General features: G+C 69.0%; 14 protein-coding genes. 4 read left to right on the top strand and 10 right to left on the bottom strand.

Translation table 11 applies throughout. The features are described from left to right. Window positions 1-13: 13 nt before the first annotated feature. The 4 genes from G6N51_RS22360 to hemL are packed head-to-tail and all read right to left on the bottom strand — an operon-like array spanning window position 14 to window position 3,319. Entirely contained in the window at window positions 14-793 is a 780-nt protein-coding gene (locus tag G6N51_RS22360) for a cytochrome c biogenesis CcdA family protein (RefSeq protein WP_083172254.1), read from the bottom strand. Next, entirely contained in the window at window positions 790-1,383 is a 594-nt protein-coding gene (locus G6N51_RS22355) for a TlpA disulfide reductase family protein (protein WP_276056064.1), read from the bottom strand. Before G6N51_RS22355 ends, G6N51_RS22360 begins: the two co-directional genes overlap by 4 nt. After that, window positions 1,380-1,988, bottom strand: a complete 609-nt coding sequence (locus G6N51_RS22350; RefSeq protein ID WP_083172257.1) for a histidine phosphatase family protein — start codon at window positions 1,986-1,988, stop codon at window positions 1,380-1,382. Before G6N51_RS22350 ends, G6N51_RS22355 begins: the two co-directional genes overlap by 4 nt. Further along, window positions 1,988-3,319 (bottom strand): glutamate-1-semialdehyde 2,1-aminomutase, encoded by a 1,332-nt coding sequence (hemL, locus tag G6N51_RS22345; RefSeq protein ID WP_083172259.1) that lies wholly within the window; start codon window positions 3,317-3,319, stop codon window positions 1,988-1,990. Before hemL ends, G6N51_RS22350 begins: the two co-directional genes overlap by 1 nt. A 201-nt stretch (window positions 3,320-3,520) precedes the next feature. On the opposite strand from hemL, the gene G6N51_RS22340 reads away from it, so the two are divergent. Beyond that, the gene (locus G6N51_RS22340) at window positions 3,521-3,916 is read left to right on the top strand and encodes a nitroreductase family deazaflavin-dependent oxidoreductase (protein WP_083172262.1); all 396 of its coding nucleotides are present in this window, start codon (window positions 3,521-3,523) and stop codon (window positions 3,914-3,916) included. A 26-nt stretch (window positions 3,917-3,942) separates the two neighbouring features. Here G6N51_RS22340 and G6N51_RS22335 read toward each other — a convergent pair whose 3' ends face one another. Continuing rightward, window positions 3,943-5,127, bottom strand: coding sequence for an FAD-binding domain (locus tag G6N51_RS22335; RefSeq protein WP_083172264.1), 1,185 nt, complete (start codon window positions 5,125-5,127; stop codon window positions 3,943-3,945). A 110-nt stretch (window positions 5,128-5,237) separates the two neighbouring features. Here G6N51_RS22335 and G6N51_RS22330 point away from each other — a divergent pair, with 110 nt between their 5' ends. Next, window positions 5,238-5,795: a SpoIIAA family protein gene (locus G6N51_RS22330; protein ID WP_232078452.1), complete on the top strand. Its 558-nt coding sequence runs from the start codon at window positions 5,238-5,240 to the stop codon at window positions 5,793-5,795. Here G6N51_RS22330 and G6N51_RS22325 read toward each other — a convergent pair. From G6N51_RS22325 to G6N51_RS22315, 3 genes are all read right to left on the bottom strand, one after another. Next, window positions 5,683-7,068 (bottom strand): amino acid permease, encoded by a 1,386-nt coding sequence (locus G6N51_RS22325; protein ID WP_083172465.1) that lies wholly within the window; start codon window positions 7,066-7,068, stop codon window positions 5,683-5,685. The two genes, G6N51_RS22330 and G6N51_RS22325, sit on opposite strands and share 113 nt — an antisense overlap. 20 nt (window positions 7,069-7,088) lie before the next feature. Beyond that, window positions 7,089-7,829 (bottom strand): class I SAM-dependent methyltransferase, encoded by a 741-nt coding sequence (locus G6N51_RS22320; protein WP_142274987.1) that lies wholly within the window; start codon window positions 7,827-7,829, stop codon window positions 7,089-7,091. Between the two features lie 207 nt (window positions 7,830-8,036). Beyond that, entirely contained in the window at window positions 8,037-9,191 is a 1,155-nt protein-coding gene (locus G6N51_RS22315; RefSeq protein ID WP_083172269.1) for an LLM class flavin-dependent oxidoreductase, read from the bottom strand. A 412-nt stretch (window positions 9,192-9,603) separates the two neighbouring features. Here G6N51_RS22315 and G6N51_RS22310 point away from each other — a divergent pair, with 412 nt between their 5' ends. Together G6N51_RS22310 and G6N51_RS22305 are read left to right on the top strand one after the other, a co-directional pair. Then, the gene (locus tag G6N51_RS22310) at window positions 9,604-10,470 is read left to right on the top strand and encodes an alpha/beta hydrolase (RefSeq protein WP_276056065.1); all 867 of its coding nucleotides are present in this window, start codon (window positions 9,604-9,606) and stop codon (window positions 10,468-10,470) included. A gap of 407 nt (window positions 10,471-10,877) precedes the next feature. Continuing rightward, window positions 10,878-14,195: a helix-turn-helix transcriptional regulator gene (locus G6N51_RS22305; RefSeq protein WP_083172274.1), complete on the top strand. Its 3,318-nt coding sequence runs from the start codon at window positions 10,878-10,880 to the stop codon at window positions 14,193-14,195. Here G6N51_RS22305 and G6N51_RS22300 read toward each other — a convergent pair. Together G6N51_RS22300 and G6N51_RS22295 are read right to left on the bottom strand one after the other, a co-directional pair. Further along, window positions 14,192-14,878 (bottom strand): Rv0518 family GDSL lipase, encoded by a 687-nt coding sequence (locus tag G6N51_RS22300; protein WP_083172469.1) that lies wholly within the window; start codon window positions 14,876-14,878, stop codon window positions 14,192-14,194. The genes G6N51_RS22305 and G6N51_RS22300 overlap by 4 nt on opposite strands. Window positions 14,879-14,969: 91 nt before the next feature. Then, window positions 14,970-16,208 carry an acyltransferase family protein gene (locus G6N51_RS22295; protein WP_083172277.1) on the bottom strand — a complete coding sequence of 413 codons (1,239 nt, stop codon included), beginning with the start codon at window positions 16,206-16,208 and terminating at the stop codon, window positions 14,970-14,972. Window positions 16,209-16,413 lie beyond the last annotated feature (205 nt).

Here is a 16,413-nt window from a genome sequence, read left to right as displayed (position 1 = left end):
GCCAGGACTTGCCTCAAATCGGCAGCCTCACGTCGGACACGAAGGCGTCGCGCAGCCAGGAGACGAAGTCGTTCCACACCCCGGTCACCAGCAGGGCACCGACCGCGATGAGCAGCGCGCCGCCGAAGACCTGGATGGCCCGGGTGTGGCGGCGCAGCCAGCCGAGGGCGCCCACGGCGCCCGCCGAGCCGAAGGCCAGCAGCACGAACGGGATGCCCAGACCCAGGCAGTACGCGATCACCAGGACGATCCCGCGGGCCACGCTCGCGCCGTCGGTGGCCGAGGCCACGGTGATCACGCCGGCCAACGTCGGCCCCAGGCACGGGGTCCAGCCCAGGGCGAACACCGCGCCCAGCAGCGGCGCCCCGGCGACCGTGGTCAGCTGCCGCGGGCTGAACCGGGCCTGCCGCTGCAGGGTGGGGATGAGGCCGACGAAGACCAGCCCCATGACGATCGTCAGCACGCCACCGGCCCGCTGCAGCAGCAGCTGGTTGGTGATCAGCGTGGTCGTCATCCCGAGAACCGCGACGGTGCCCAGCACGAACACCGTGGTGAACCCGGCGACGAACAGCGCCGCCGAGCCGGCGACCCGCCAGCGCGCCGAGGGTGGAGCCTTGATCGCGCCCGGTGGCGGCTGCTCGTCCACGCCGACGACGGCCGCCAGGTACGACAGGTAGCCGGGGACCAGCGGCACCACGCACGGCGAGGCGAACGACACCAGCCCCGCCAGCAGGCAGACGGCGAGGGCCACCAGAAGCGGTCCGGCGGCGGCGATCTGGGTGAACCCGGTCACTCGCGGGCCACCTTCTGCACCACGGGCTGCAGGTCGGCGGCCAGCAGTTCGCGCAGGAACACCGCCGCCACCCGGTGTTCGCGGTCCAGGACGAGCGTGGACGGGATCACGGTGGTGGGGTACTTGCCGCCGAACGCGATCAGCGTGCGCATCGCCGGGTCGTAGATGGAGGGAAACGTGACGTGGCGGTCGTTGACGAAGTCCAACGCGGCCTGCCGGTTGGCGTCGCGCACGTCGATGCCGAGAAAAGAGACCCCGGCGTCGCGGGTGGCGTCGTACACCTGCTGCAGCTGGCTGACCTCGGCCCGGCACGGGCCGCACCACTGCCCCCAGATGTTGATGACCACGACGCGGCCCGCGAAGATCCGGTCGTCCAGCGACAGCGGGTGCGCGGGGTCCGCCAGGTCCGGCCCGGAGAGCGCGCCGGGGTGACCGCGGCTCGAGGGCGGGTTGTAGTAGATATCGGTCTTCCCGCCGGGCGAGACGAATTCGAAGGTGCCGCCCTGAGCGACCGCGTCCCGGCCGGAGGAACAGCCGGCAAGCAGGGTCGTCAGCACGACCCCGGCCGCCACCAGTCGCGGGGGGATCAAGGCGCCGCCGGTTCGGCGTACTCGACGGTGACCAGCCGGTCGCCCTCGTACACCAGGGTCGTGATCGAGCACAGCCCGCATTCCCGTCGGCGCGGGTCGTGCCACAGCCGCTTGCCGGTCAGGTGCAGCCGCAGCGTCCACACCGGCAGCTGATGGCTGACGCACACCACCTCGCCGCCGGCTGCCCGGGCGCGGGCCTTGTCCACCGCGGTGGTCATCCGCGCCGCGATCTCGGCGTACGGCTCGCCCCACGACGGGGTGAACGGGTTGCGCAGCTGCCACCAGAACCGCGGGTCGCGCCAGGCGCCGTCGCCCGGGCCGACGCGGCGGCCCTCGAAGAAGTTCGCCGACTCGATCAGGTCATGGTCGGTGTCCACGGCCACGTCGTGCTTGGCGGCGATGGGTGCGGCGGTTTCCTGGGCCCGCTGCAGCGGGGAGGCGACCACCGCGACGATGTCCCGGCCGGCCAGCGCATCGGCGACCGCGGCCGCCTGATCACGGCCCCGGTCGGACAGGTGGAATCCGGGCAGCCGGCCGTAGAGGACGCCGCTGGGGTTGTACACCTCGCCGTGGCGCACGACGTGGACGCGTGTTTGCTCGGCCATCAGGGCTTGTCCTCTCCGGCGGATGCGCGGGCCGCGTTGGGCAGGGCGTCGGCGATCCGGTCGAATGCCGCGTCGTCCAGCGCCGCCGAGACGAACCAGGCCTCGAAGGCGCTGCACGGCGGGTAGACGCCCGCGTCGAGCAGGGCGTGGAAGAACGGCGGGTAGCGCCACGTCTGGCTGGCCCGCGCGGACGCGAAGTCGGTCACCATCGCGTCGGAGAAAAACACGCTGAGCATGTTGCCCGCCCGCGAAACCTGATGCGGCACACCGGCACTGGTCAACGCCTCGGCCAGCAGGCCGGCCAGCCGGTCGGCGTTGGCGTCCAGGGCGGCGTAGACGGCCGCGTCCGCGGCGCGCAGCGTCGCCAGGCCGGCGGCCACGGCGACCGGATTGCCCGACAACGTGCCGGCCTGATACACCGGCCCCAGCGGCGCCAGCCGCTCCATCACCTCGGCGCGCCCGCCGAACGCGGCGGCGGGCAGCCCGCCGCTCATCACCTTGCCGAAGGTGAACAGGTCGGCGGCGACGGGATCGATTCCGTACCAACCACTTCGGCTTACCCGGAACCCGGTCATCACCTCGTCGACGATCAACAGGGCACCGTGCTCGGCGGTGATCGCGCGCAGCGCCGCGTTGTAGCCGGCCGCGGGTGGGACGACGCCCATGTTGCCGGGGCTGGCTTCGGTGATGACCGCGGCGATCTGTTCGCCGAATTCGGCGAAGGTCTGCCGCACCGCGTCGGTGTCGTTGTACGGCAGGACGATGGTGTCGGCCGCCGCCGCGCCCGTCACCCCGGGCGAGGACGGCAGGCCGAGCGTCGCCACCCCGGACCCCGCGTCGGCCAGCAGCGCGTCGACGTGGCCGTGGTAGCAGCCGGAGAACTTGACGATCTTGGGCCTGCCGGTGAACCCGCGGGCAAGCCGGATCGCGCTCATCGTGGCCTCGGTGCCGGAGTTGACCAGCCGGACCCGTTCGACGGGCGCCACCCGACTGATGATCTCGGCGGCCAGCTGGCTCTCCGCCGGGGTGGGCGCCCCGAACGACAGGCCGGACGCGGCGGCGGTGGCGACGGCTTCGACGACGGCGGGGTGCGCGTGCCCCAGGATCATCGGGCCCCAGGAGCAGACCAGGTCGGCGTAGCGGTTGCCGTCGGCGTCGGTGAGCCAGCACCCGTGCGCCTCGGTGATGAAGCGCGGCGTCCCGCCCACCGCGGTGAACGCCCGCACCGGCGAGTTCACCCCGCCGGGGATGACGGCGCACGCGTCCTCGAACAGCCGGGCCGACGCCGCCGTCGTCGCGGCGTGCGCGGTCGCCCGGTCACTGCTACCCATGACAACCAGTGTCCCAGCCTCCGCGTCCGGTTCAACTACAGGGTGTAGCAGGAGGGCCAGCCATCGCCTTGCCGGTCGGCTACCCTCGCGGCGCGCTGGTCCGCTTCGTTACCTGGCGAGTCGCCCCCGTTAAGCCACTGGACCCGGTTGTCGCGAAAAGTTGGGTTGATGCCGGGCGGCGCGGGCGAGTTGGATAACGGTATGCAGATGCCGCAGGGACTGGCCCGGTTCAACCGCCACGTCACCAATCCGATTCAGCGGCTGTGGGCCGGCTGGCTGCCGCCGTTCGCGATCGTCGAGCACGTCGGCCGCCGCTCGGGCACGCCGTACCGCACGCCGGTGAATGTGTTCAGCACCGAGGTCGACGGTAAGCCCGGGGTGGCGATCCTGCTGACCTACGGCCCGGACCGGGACTGGCTGAAGAACCTGACCGCCGCGGGCGGCGGCCGGATGCGCCGCAACGGCAAGAGCTTCGGCCTCGCCGACCCGAGGGTGGTCTCCAACGCCGAAGCGGCGGAGCACGTAAGCCCCGGCGTGCGAGGGATTTTCGCCAGGCTGCCATTCGAGCAGGCGGTGCTGCTCACCAAGACAGAGTGAACCGGGCGGTAGGCGCGACGGCGAAGTCACCCGACGTACTCGGGCAACGCGATGTCATCGCGGAATTCGCGCCGGACGATCCAGTCGGCCAGCGGCGTAATGTTCAGCAGTCTGGACGCCTGATTGCGGGTCCACAGGCCGAGCGCCGTCCTTGGCGCGAACATGGCGCCGAATCCGCGCGCCGACCGCTGCCTGGCCTCCACGATCGGACGCAACCGTTGCTCGTACCGACGAAATGCATCCTGATGATCCGCTCCCGCGGCACTGATCTCACCCGCCAGGATGTAGGCCTGCACCATCGCCAGACCCGCACCCTCGCCCGCCAGCAGCGAGACCGCCGCCGCGGCATCGCCGATCAGCACGACCCGGCCATTCGACCAGCGGTCGAGGATGATTTGGCTCGCGCGGTCGAAGTACACATCGGCGGCCGCGTCGACATGGCGCAGGATCTCCCGGCATTCCCAGCCGGCGTCGCCGAATACCTGCCGCAGGGCGGTCTTGGCCTGCGACACATCCTGTGGATCCGGACCGCTCATCCGGTCAGCGGTGAAAATGAAGAAGAGCAGGGTCTTTTCGCCGCGCATCGCGAATCGCGCGATCATGCGCCCAGGCATCGTGTAAGCGAGGTAGACGAGTTCATCACGCGGCTGGTAGCCGTCGGCTTCCAACGCGGCGACCCGGTAGCCGAGGTCGGTCTCACATCGAGACTCCTGGCCAAAGACCAGATTCCGCACCGGCGAATGGATACCCCCGGCACCCACGAGCAGGTCGAATTGTCGTGATTGGCCGCTCTCGAGCGTGACCCGCACACCGGAGTCATGCTGGGTGACGGCCGAGACACTCTCTCCGAAAAGGGTTTCGACATGGTGGTCGATCAAGCCGTAGATCGCCGCCGCCAGGTCCCCACGGGACACCGTGACGAACCGGCCATCGAGGTTGCGCCGAAACGATTCGGTCGAAAATCCGCCCAACCGTCGCGAATTCTCGTTCACGAGTCGCACTTCCTGCACGACATATCCTGCGGCCTGCAATTCGTCGGCAAGGCCCATGCGTTCGGCGACGGCATAACCGCCACCCCAGAAGTCCACGACGTAGCCGCCCGTGCGGAGCCGTGGCGCCTTCTCGATCAGTGTCGGCTCGTGGCCGTACCGCCATAGCCAGTAGGCAAGTGTGGGCCCGGCGATGCCGGCACCGACGATGGCGATTTTCATGCGCACCCTTCCAGCCGACGGCGTTGCGGCAATAATATTACTATGCAATAGTTGCTATGGACAATGATTGATCCCGGGAGGGGTTCGTCGTGCTGAAGGAACTTTCTGGCATGCCAGCCGGCATTCAGGCGCTGGAGGCCGACGGCACGGTCACGGCAGCAGATTACGAGCGGGTCTTCGCGCCGCTGGTCGATCGGGCGCGGCGAACCGGAACTCGGCTGCGGCTGCTCTACGAGTTCGGCCCGGGATTCCACCGCATCACACCGGGAGCGTTGTGGGCGGACGCGCGACTCGGGTGGGACTACGTGCGATTGCTCGACGGCTGCGCCGTGGTGACTGACATCGGCTGGGTTCGGGCACCCAGCGGTGCAATCGGCAAGTGGATGCCGGTGCCGGTGCGGTTGTACGCCAACGCCGAACGCGACGACGCCGTCGCCTGGCTGACTCTGCTACCCGCGCCCGCCGAGGTGTCCGCCCTCGACATGGCCGAGGCCTTCTTCGGCGGAACGGGCGCTGCCCTGCTCAGCCTTGGCAAGCTCGCCGTCTCCACCGGCGTCAAGAGTCGACGCCACGGCGCCCGCGAAACGCAATACGCTCCAACGGTATTCGGCTGCGGGCTCGGGCGGCGAAGTACACCCCGACCACCACCGCCCACGACAGCAGGCTGAGCCACAGCTGGCTGCGCGCCGAGCGGTCGAACGCCATCTGCACCAGCACGGCGGTGATTCCGGCGAGGGTGAGGATGGACAACACCGGGAAGAACCACATTTTCACCCGCAGCTTTTCGGCGGGGGTGCGACGGCGCAGGACGATCTGCGACGCCGCGATCAGCCAGTAGACGAACAAGATGATGGCGCCCGATGAGTTGAGCAGGAAGAGGAACACGGTGTTGGGCGCGACGCGCGCCATGACGACGCAGCCGAAACCCACCGCCGAGGAGCACAGGATGGCGATGTGCGGAACGCCACGTCCGCTCAGCCTGATCAACCGCATCGGGGCCTGGCCCCGGTCGGCGAGCACGAACAGCATGCGCGACGCGGTATACAGCCCGGAGTTCAGGCACGACAGCACCGCGGTGAGCACCACGGCGTTCATCACCTGATCGGCACCGCGCAGCCCCAGGTGGCTCAGCGCGGCCACATACGGCGAGGCGCCGAGTTCAACTGAGTCCCAGGGCAATACGACTACCAGCAGGAAGACCGAACCGACAAAGAAGACGCCGATCCGCGCGACCACGGACCTCGTCGCCTTCTGGACCGCGAGTTGCGGGTCCCGGCTTTCCGCGGCGGCCACGGTGACGATCTCGGCGCCGACCATCGAGAAGATCACCACCACGATGGCGGCGAAGACGGCCCCGGCGCCCTTGGGCAGGAATCCACCGTGCGACGTCAGGTTCGCCAAGCCCCCGGCATGGCCCGGCACCACGCCCAGGACGAACGCGGTGCCCACGACCAGGAAGATCACGATGGTCGCGACTTTGATTCCGGCGAACCAGAATTCGAATTCGCCGAACGACGAGACCGAGAACAGGTTGGTCAGCGTCATCAAGACCATCAGGCACAGCGACAGCAGCCACAGCGGCGCGTGGAACCAGTAGTTGAGGACTTTCCCGCCCGCGACCGCCTCAAAGCCGACCACGATCACCCAGAAGTACCAGTACAGCCAGGCGACCGAAAACCCCGCCCAGCCGCCCAGGGCTTTGGCCGCGTAATCGGCGAACGATCCGGTCGACGGATCCGCGGCCGCCATTTCACCCAGCATGCGCATCACGAGCACGATCAGCAGCCCGCACAGCGCGTACGTCAGGAATGCCGCCGGGCCGGTGTCTTTGATCACCACACCGGAGCCGACGAACAAGCCGGCGCCGATGACGCCGCCCAGCGCGATCATGCTGAGTTGGCGCTGCGACAGCCCTTGGCGTAATTGCGGAGTGCTGCCCATGCCGACCTTGCCGCCGGCCTTCAGTCCAGGCGGGTGGCCACCACGGACCACACCGGGAGGTGCACCCGGTGGTCTTCCAGCAGTGGGTCGATGACGCCCAGCCGGTGCACCAGCGGCCGCATCCGCTGCAGAATCTCGCCCTGCTCCTCGGACGCGAACGTCTTCATGGCGTCGAACGTCTCCTTGAGGAAGCGGGCCTGGTAGGTCGTGCCGCCGAGGTAGTCGATGCGCCATCCGTTGGCACCGAACACTCGCTCGAAGTTGTCGGCGGGTATGGCGGTCCACTGCAGGCCGTTGACGTTGTGGGGGCTGAACTCGAACATGTACAGGCGCGCGCCCGGCTTGGTGGCCCGGTGCAGCGCCTGCGCGTACCTCGTCTGGATGACCCCGTCGTTGAGGAAGACGTGATAGAAGGCGCTGTCCACCACCGTGTCGAACCGGCCTTCGAACCCTTCCAGCTTGGTGGCATCGGCGACCTGGAAATCGACCTGGACTCCGGCCCGCTGGGCATTGCGCTTGGCGCGCTCGATGGCCGAGGGCGAGTCGTCGATCCCGGTGGCCGAATACCCATGCGCCGCAAAGTGAATCGCGTGATAGCCGGGGCCCGTACCCGGATCGAGGACCTCGCCGCGGATGGCTCCGTACGCCACCAACTGCTGCACCGCCGGCTGCGGCCCGCCGATGTCCCAGGGGATCCTCCCATCGGGATGCGCCGCCTCGTCGTACAGCGGCTCGAAACCGGCGACGTTCGCGTCACTCATTGGCTACTCGCTTCCTCGCGGCTCCCCGACGGGAACGACAATAGTGCGAAGTCGGCTCAAAGATGTAGGTCTTGCTCGCGGATCAGCGCCGTGGCGGGCACGCCGACGATGGCGGTCCGAGCGGGGATCTCTCCCTGGGAAAGAACACCTTGTTGAACACCGGCCCCGCCGCGGTCGCTACGGCGTTGCCGCGGGGCGGCCATGGCCTCAGTGGGCCGAGGCGACCGCGAACGGCGTCGCGGATGCCGGATGCGACTGGCGGTTGGGCCGGTTAGGATGGCGCCACAAGCCCTTTCGCTCCAGCAACGGCAGCACGCCCTCGCCGAACCAGTAGGCCTCTTCCAGGTGCGGATATCCCGACAGGATGAAGTGGGTGATGCCGAGCTTGGCGTATTCGGCCAGCCGTTCGGCGACCTCGGCGTGCGATCCGACCAGGGCGGTGCCCGCGCCCCCGCGGACCAGGCCCACGCCGGCCCACAGGTTGGGGCCCACCAGCAGCCGGCCGCTGTTGCCGCCGTGCAAGTCCAGCATGCGGCGCTGGCCCTCGGATTCGCTGCGGGCCAGGCTGGCTTGCACCCGCTCGACGTCTTCCGGGTCGACGGCGGCCAGCAATCGGTCGGCCTCGGCCCACGCCTGCTCGGAGGTGTCGCGGCTGATCACATGAATCCGCAAGCCGTACTGCAGGATTCGGCCGGCGTCCACGGCCAGCCCACGGATCCAGTCGAGCTTCCGCGCCACCGGGCCGACGGGCTCCCCCCAGGTGAGGTAGACGTCGCAGTGCTGGGCCGCGACCGGGCCGGCCGGTGCCGACGAGCCGCCGAAGAACACCGCGGGCACCGGATCGGGCGGGTTGTTCAGCCGCGCGCCCTCGACGCGAATGTGCTCCCCGGCGAAGGTGACCGGCTCCGGGGACGTCCACAGTTGGCGCACCACGTGCAGGAACTCGGCGGTGCGCGCGTACCGCGCCTCCTTGCCCAGGAAATCGCCGTAGGCCCGTTGCTCGTGCGGTTCGCCGCCTGTGACGACGTTGAGCAGCAGCCGCCCGCTCGAGTGGCGCTGGAAGGTCCCGGCCATCTGGGCGGCCAGGGAGGGGCTCAGCAGCCCGGGCCGGAAGGCGACCAGAAACTTCAGCGTCTCGGTGGCCTCGACCAGCATCGCCGTCGTCAACCAGGCGTCCTCACACCACAATCCGGTGGGGGTGAGCACCGCCTCGAAGCCGTTGTCTTCGGCGGCCGCGCAGATCTGATGCAGGTACTTCAGGGTGGCGGGCCGGTCGCCCGACATCGGCGTGCCATGTCCGCCGGCCACCAGGTTCCGGGAATCGCCGTAGGTCGGCAGAAACCAATGGAACGCCAGAGTCATCCTCAATCCTCTTTCAATCCACGACGCGAAGCGCGAAAGCTCCATCCTGCGGAACTGCCGCCGTGCGCGCGAGGGTTGGAACCGTCGAGATTGCATCCCCGCCCGGCGGCCGCGGCGCTATGGCGGGCGGGCGGTGGGCGGGGCGAGGCGATGTCCCCGCCGACACGCCGTTCATCGGGTGGAATCATGTTGCAGCGCAAGGGATAGCTTCACCTTTTCCGCGGTGCGATCACACCCGTCGCCGGCTGCGCCGGCGGCCCTAGCACGATGCCGCCCGGCCCGCCCCCGGGCGCTGATCCGGTGCAGCGCAGATAACCGGTTCATGACCAATGGATCACGCCAGATCACACAATGCTTCCATTTCGGCGTGGCTCGGGCGGGAATGCCCGGTCAGCGCGGCATTATTGCGATCATGCCTGACCTGACACGCCGGGCGGTGCTGCGGATGGGAGCCGGCACCGGCCTGGGAGCCGCTGGCGTGTTCGCCTTGAGTGCCCTGCTCGACCCGGTCAGACCGCTAGCCGCGACGCTGCCGCAAGCGCCCGCGCCGTTCGAGCCCTCGGCGGCGAGCAGCAACTTGCCGACCAAGCTCACCGGTTCGTTCGTCTCCGCGGCCCGCGGCGGGGTGAAGACGAACTATGTGATCGCGTTGCCGCCGGGCCAAACCGGGACGCTACGCCCGGTGATCGCCCTGCACGGCAAGGACGGCGACGCGAACATGATGCTCGACTGCGGCGTCGAGAAGGGCCTGGCCCAGCTGGTCAAGGAGGGCAAGCCGCCGTTCGCGGTCGTCGGTGTCGACGGTGGCAGCGATTCCTACTGGCACAAACGGGCCGACGGCACCGACTCGGGCGCCATGGTGCTCGACGAGCTGCTGCCGATGCTTTCGTCGATGGGTTTCGACACGTCCCGGGTGGGCTTCATGGGCTGGTCGATGGGCGGATACGGGGCGCTGCACCTGGGCGCCAAGCTGGGGCCGGCGCGGACCGCGGGCATCTGCGCCATCAGCCCGGCGTTGTACAGCTCGTTCGCCGAAAGCGCACCCAAGGCCTTCGACAGCTATGACGACTGGACGCAGAACAGCGTGCTGGGCGTGCCGGCGTTGTCGCAAATTCCGTTGCGCGTGGATTGCGGCACCTTCGACCGGTTCTATTTCGCCACCCGGCAATTCGTCAATCAGCTCAAAACGCCGCCGGCGGGCGGCTTCTCGATGGGCGGACACGACATCGGTTACTGGCGGGCCCAGTTGCCCGGCGAGCTCGCCTGGATGGCGACCTAGCGGGCAACGATGACCGTCCGGCCGAGCCAACTCCCCACCCGCCCAGAGCAGCGGGGGGCGAAGCGGACCGGATTTCGGCCCGACATCGAGGGTCTGCGGTCCTCCCGCTTCATCACCGGGCGCTGGCGGGTGGGTGAACGGCGATGAACCTCTGGTGCGCGACGAACGTCATATCAGTGAAGGGTTTTGGGAGGTTGTGGCAATGACTCCGCTGCTGCTGGTCTGCATTGCAGCCGCCGCTCCGGTCGCCGGGTTCGGCTTGCTGAACTTGCAAGCTCGACTCGAGCGATGGGACTACGAGCGGCACGCCGAGGACTGATCCACCCTTCCGCCGGGGTCGTAAATGCGCGTCTCGGCGCCCCGAGTCTGCGCGCTTTCGCTGATGTATTGCCGCTCACCGCGGTCGCATGCTGGCTAACATGATCGAGATCGACGCGTCGGCGGACGCGCCGCTGCTGGACTGGAGCGAGCAGAGCGTGAGCGAGCTGCCCACTGGGACCGTGACGTTGCTGCTTGCCGACGTGGAGGGCTCCACGCGGCTGTGGGAGACCCAGTCCGACACCATGACGGCGGCGCTCGAGCAGCTGAACCAAACCGTCAACAGTCTGGTCGCCGCCCACGGCGGGGTTCGGCCCGTCGAGCAGGGCGAGGGCGACAGCTTCGTCGTCGCCTTCGCCCGCGCCAGCGACGCCGTCGCCTGCGGGCTTCAACTCCAACTGGCCGTGCCGGCGCCGATCCGCATCCGCGTCGGGCTGCACACCGGCGAGGTGCAGTTGCGCGATGCCGGCAACTACGCCGGGCCCACGATCAATCGGACGGCGCGACTGCGCGACCTCGCGCACGGCGGGCAGACCGTCCTTTCCGGCGCGACGGAACAGTTGGTCGTCGACCGGCTACCGGCCGACGCCTGGCTGACGGACCTGGGCCTCCACCCGTTGCGGGACTTGCCGCGACCGGAACGCGTGGTGCAACTCAACCATCCCGGCCTGCGTAACGACTTCCCGCCCCTTCGCACGGCGAATGATGTTGCCAATGCCCGCCTTCCGGTCCAATTGACCAGCTTCGTGGGGCGTGGCAGCCAGATCAACGACATCGGCCAGATCTTGCGGGACAACAGGCTGGTGACCCTGACCGGCGCGGGCGGTGTCGGGAAGACGCGGTTGGCGGTGGAGGTCGCCTCGCACGTCGGCAACGAATTCCCCGGCGGGGTCTGGTTTGTCGATCTCGCCCCGGTCACCAATCCCCTGGTCGTGCCCGTCACACTGGCGCGCACCCTGGGGCTCGCCGATCAGCCCGGCCGCTCCACCATGGAGACGGTGGCGAAGTTCGTCCGGGACCGCACGATGCTGCTGGTGCTCGACAACTGCGAGCACCTGCTGGACGCCAGCGCGGCCCTCGTCGTCGCGCTGCTCGACGCGGGGCCGGACGTCACGGTCCTGGCGACCAGCCGGGAGCCGATCGGCATGGCCGGCGAACTGACCTGGCGCGTGCCGTCGCTGACGATGGACGACGAGGCCCTCGAGCTGTTCGCCGACCGCGCCCGCCGCACGCGGCCGGATTTCCAACTCACCGAGGCCAATTCGTCCACCGTCGCCGAGATCTGCCGACGGTTGGACGGCATGCCGCTGGCGATCGAACTCGCCGCCGCCCGAACCCGCACGCTGTCGCTGACCCAGATCGTCGACGGGCTGCACCACAACTTCCGCCTGCTGGCCGGGGGCGCGCGGACCGCGGTCCGCCGCCAGCAGACCCTGCGCGCCTCCATCGACTGGTCCCACGCCATGCTCACCGAGCCTGAACACATCCTGTTCCGCCGGCTGGCGGTGTTCATGGGCGGGTTCGACCTGGACGCCGCGCACGCCGTCGGCGCCGACACCGACGCGGAGCACTTTCAGCTCATCGACCTGCTCGGACTGCTCGTGGACAAGTCGTTGATCGTCACCGAGGAAGTCGACGGCATGATGCGCTACCGCCTGCTGGAGACCGTCCGCCAGTACGGCCTGGAAAAGCTGGCCGAGTCGGGCGAAGCCGAGGCCGTGCGCATTCGTCACCGCGATCACTACACCGCCGCCGCGGTGGCGTTGGAGGCGCGGATGCGCGGCGACGGGACGCCGTTGGTGCCGTGGGCCGAACTCGAGATGGCCAACCTGCGGGCGGCGCACGCCTGGAGTTGCGACGCCGGCGAGTTCGAGCCGGCATTGCGGCTCGTCTCCGCGCTGCAACGGCTGTGGGTGACGCGTGCGCGTTTCCGCGAAGGCTTGGCCGGGTTCGACGCCATCTTCAGCGACGAGCGGTACCGCGACGACCAGGTCGCCGCCGAGGTGTGGATACGAGCGGTCGCCGACGCCGGGCTGCTGGCGGTCTGGTACTCGGTTCCGGCCACCCTGGAGCGCGCCGAAGAGGCGTTGGCCGCCGCTCGGCAGGTCGGTGATCAGCGCCTCGTCGCCCATTGCCTGATGACCTGCTGCATGCTGGCGTTCAACGACACCGAGTTCACCGCGCCGCTTTTCGCCGAGGCGGCCGACCTGGCCCGCGCCTCCGGCGACCTTTCGGCGCTCTACCACGTGCGCGCCTATGAGTGCTTCGCAACCAACGTCATCGGCGATCCGGCCGCCTCGCAGGCGGCCGGCGAGGAGGGGCGCGACCTTGCCGAGAAGCTCGGCGACAGCTTCATGTCGCGGTACAGCCGAGTGTTCCTCGCCGGCGCGCTGGCTTATCAGGGCAAGCTGGCCGAGGCGCTGCGGGTGGCCCGCGCGCTGGTCGAGGAGGCACGGGCGGCACAGGATCTCCCGATGGAAACGTTCGGGCTGATGGTGCTGGCGCAGACGATGACGTTCACCGGTGACGCCGACGCCGGCCGCGCCGCCGCGCAAGCCGCCCTCGAAAAGGGTGCCGCCATGGGCGGGTTCCACGAGGACACCGCCTACGTGTCCCTGGCCAACGCCGAGCTGGCACGCGGGGACGTCGCGGCGGCCAAACAGGCCTGCGAGGCGGCCCTGCAGCACACCTCTGCGCTGAAAGAACTGTTCGTGTGGAGCCTGGTGCCAATGACCTACGCGATCAAGGGTTGCGGTGACCTGGTCGCCGCCCGTCGCTGGGCGGACGACGCCGTCGCGGCCGTTCCGGGGAGCCATCGAGTGATGGCGCTGACGGCGCGTGCGGGCGTCGCCGTCGCACAGGGTGAACCGCAGCAGGCCGAACGCGACCTGCACGAGGCCGTCGAAGTCGCCGAGCGCACGGGCGGATACCTGCACCTGCCCGACACCCTCGAACGCCTCGCCGGACTGGCCGCCGACACCAACCCCGAGCACGCGGCCCGGCTGTTCGGCGCGGCCGACGGCATGCGACGCCGGCACGGCGACGTGCGCTTCGCCGCCTTCCAAGCCGACTATGAAGCGTCGCTGCATCGACTGCGGGAAGGGTTGGCGGGCAACGCTTTCGATGCCGCGTGGGCGGAGGGCGACGCGCTGTCCACCGCCGAGGCCATCAACTACGCGCGGCGGGGCCGCGGTGCGCGCGGGCGACCGGCCAGCGGCTGGGAGGCCCTGACGCCGACCGAGCTAGACGTCGTGCGGCTCGTCAGCGAAGGGTTGCCCAACAAGGACATTGCCGCGCGGATGTTCATCTCCGCGCGCACCGTCCAATCTCATCTGACGCACGTCTACGCCAAACTCGCCGTGTCGTCGCGGGTGCAGCTCGCTCAGGAAGCCGCCCGCCACGCCTAGGTCGACAGCTGTGTGCGGATGAGCGGTGCGATCTTGTCCGCCAGGTATTGATGCCCCGCATCGTTGGGGTGCACGCCGTCGGCGCCGATCAGGTCGGGCCTGCCGACGAACCAGTGTTCGGCGATCGGGTCCACCCACGTCGCCCCCGCGGCCGCGGCGGCCGCCCCGACCGCGTCGCGCACCTGCAGCATGGGAAGGGGCACATCGGCGGTCGGCCACGGCGGGCCGATCACCAGGAACCGGGCAGACGGCGCCAAACGGCGCGCCAGATCGAATGTGCTGCGGGCCTTTTCGGCGATGACACCCGGATCGATGGTCTCGTCGTTACGGGAGCCGAAGAAGACCACCAGCGCATCGTCGCCCTGCACGGCCCTGGCCGTCAGATCCTCGAACACGCTGCCGTGGTCGCCCGGCATGCCATAGCCGGCCCTGCCCTCGGCCGCGACGTCGGCCGAGATCCGTTCGCCCCGCACGGCGAGCTCTTCCCAGGCACGGGAGGTCCACGACCTCGGGCCCACCCCACCCTCGCCGGTGCCGGTCGTGTAGGAGTCCCCGACGACCGCCACGTGGTTCAACCGGAAATCCAGGGTCAGGGTGTCGTAGGTACGCACCTGAGCCGGGTATGCGATGCCGATACCCACCAAAAACGTCAGACCGATGACAAACGTGGCCAGACGACTCACCACTACCTCCCCCGTCAACGGCATCGTCATGTGCCACCGCGTTTTCATCGATTATCCGTCGGCCGGCCCAGGCCTGGCCCTAAGACAACCGTCACACCGCGCGAACCGAAACCGCTTCCAGCGAGCGGTCGATCGGATGAACCTTGCCGCTCGGCGACTCGTCGGGTTCGCTTCTGGCCGCGACGGCTTTGACATCGACCATCCTGCGCATCCAGCGTCGGGCGGGCTCTTCGACGAAGTGATACATCACGACGGAGATCACCACGGCGATCGCAAGCAGCCCAAGGACATTCCACTTCCAGGGATTGTCCTGCGGCCGCAACTCGAACTGCTCCACGGACCATCCCCACGCGGTGTGCACCAGCTCGTGAACCATGTACAGGCAGAACGAGATCTGCCCCCCGTACACCATCAGTCTGGTTGAGAGCACCCTCGGCAGGCTGCCGACGCCGATCGCGAGCGTGATCACCAACGGAATGAAAAGGATGTCGACCACCCCACCGCTGTCGTTCTCCACGACACCGGAGATGGGGTGCGCGTCGAACCAATAGAGGACACCCACCATGGCGGCCAGCAGGAGCAGTGACACATACCCGGCGGCGCGGCGGCCGCGATCGGTCAGCCGCAACCGGCGCACCGCGGCGCAGGCCAGCGCGCCGGCGGCGAACTGCGTGACGATCCGCGGCAACCAGCTCCACGGCGTGTAGAAGTGGCCACTGGCCAGCAACATCACCACGGGCGGCAACGCCGCAGCGAACGCCAGCACCATCAGGCTGCGCGCCCGCGTCGCCTGTTTCATCCGCAGAATCACCAGGACCAGCAGGCCGAAGAGCAGGTAGGCCAGCCATTCGGCACTGATCGACCAGGCCGGCCCGTCCCAACTGGAGTCGTCGAAGAACGGGACGAACCACAACTGCACCAGCAGGACCTGGCGCACATAGCTGATCGCGGTGAGCTGACCGGCGTCGGGCGACGGCACGTGACCGACGTGCAGGGTGAAGATCACCCACAGGGCGGCGAGGTGCAGGGTGACCAGGTACACCGGCCACACCCTGGCCAGCCGCAGCCAGAGGAAATGCAGGGTCGCACGCGTGGACCATGACCGGCCCATCCGGTCGAGGTAGTTCCAGGTCAGGACGAATCCACTGAGGATGAAGAACAGGTCGACGCCCTGGGCTCCGCAGTTGAGCACCGGCGCGAGGGCGTCGCGGAAATCGGGCCCCACGTCGCCAAGCATCGGCCGGAAGTGGAACAGCACGACCCACAGCGCGGCGACGATGCGCAGTCCCGTCAGGGCCTTGATCTCTCCCCTGATCTCTGCGCCGCGCACGATGCTCTTTCCGCCTGGACTCTGCTGTTCCGTTCGCCTACCAACTCGGCCGACCGGGCGATTTCACCAGCCCCCGCCTCGCAACCGGTAGCCATGGCAGCCTAGCAGCGCAATCGCCGCGACGCGCGGACGGTTGTGGTGTGGCACGCGGTCTTTCGCCGGAAATCGGCGCCCTGCGGCCTTTGCTCGAAGTCGTCCGAAACCG

The sequence above is a fragment of the Mycobacterium paraseoulense genome (assembly GCF_010731655.1).
GTDB classification, from domain to species: Bacteria; Actinomycetota; Actinomycetes; order Mycobacteriales; family Mycobacteriaceae; genus Mycobacterium; species Mycobacterium paraseoulense.
The sequence above is the reverse complement of the archived record's forward strand: the minus strand, read 5'-3'. Positions and strand labels throughout refer to the sequence as shown.

Bases quoted from the DNA above. Each gene is read 5' to 3' on its own strand.
- G6N51_RS22350 (WP_083172257.1), bottom strand. From the start codon at position 1,988: ATGGCCGAGCAAACACGCGTCCACGTCGTGCGCCACGGCGAGGTGTAC.
- G6N51_RS22305 (WP_083172274.1), top strand. From the start codon at position 10,878: ATGCTGGCTAACATGATCGAGATCGACGCGTCGGCGGACGCGCCGCTG.
- G6N51_RS22315 (WP_083172269.1), bottom strand. From the start codon at position 9,191: ATGACTCTGGCGTTCCATTGGTTTCTGCCGACCTACGGCGATTCCCGG.
- G6N51_RS22310 (WP_276056065.1), top strand. From the start codon at position 9,604: ATGCCTGACCTGACACGCCGGGCGGTGCTGCGGATGGGAGCCGGCACC.
- G6N51_RS22340 (WP_083172262.1), top strand. From the start codon at position 3,521: ATGCAGATGCCGCAGGGACTGGCCCGGTTCAACCGCCACGTCACCAAT.
- G6N51_RS22325 (WP_083172465.1), bottom strand. From the start codon at position 7,068: ATGGGCAGCACTCCGCAATTACGCCAAGGGCTGTCGCAGCGCCAACTC.
- hemL (WP_083172259.1), bottom strand. From the start codon at position 3,319: ATGGGTAGCAGTGACCGGGCGACCGCGCACGCCGCGACGACGGCGGCG.
- G6N51_RS22320 (WP_142274987.1), bottom strand. From the start codon at position 7,829: ATGAGTGACGCGAACGTCGCCGGTTTCGAGCCGCTGTACGACGAGGCG.
- G6N51_RS22335 (WP_083172264.1), bottom strand. From the start codon at position 5,127: ATGAAAATCGCCATCGTCGGTGCCGGCATCGCCGGGCCCACACTTGCC.
- G6N51_RS22330 (WP_232078452.1), top strand. From the start codon at position 5,238: ATGCCAGCCGGCATTCAGGCGCTGGAGGCCGACGGCACGGTCACGGCA.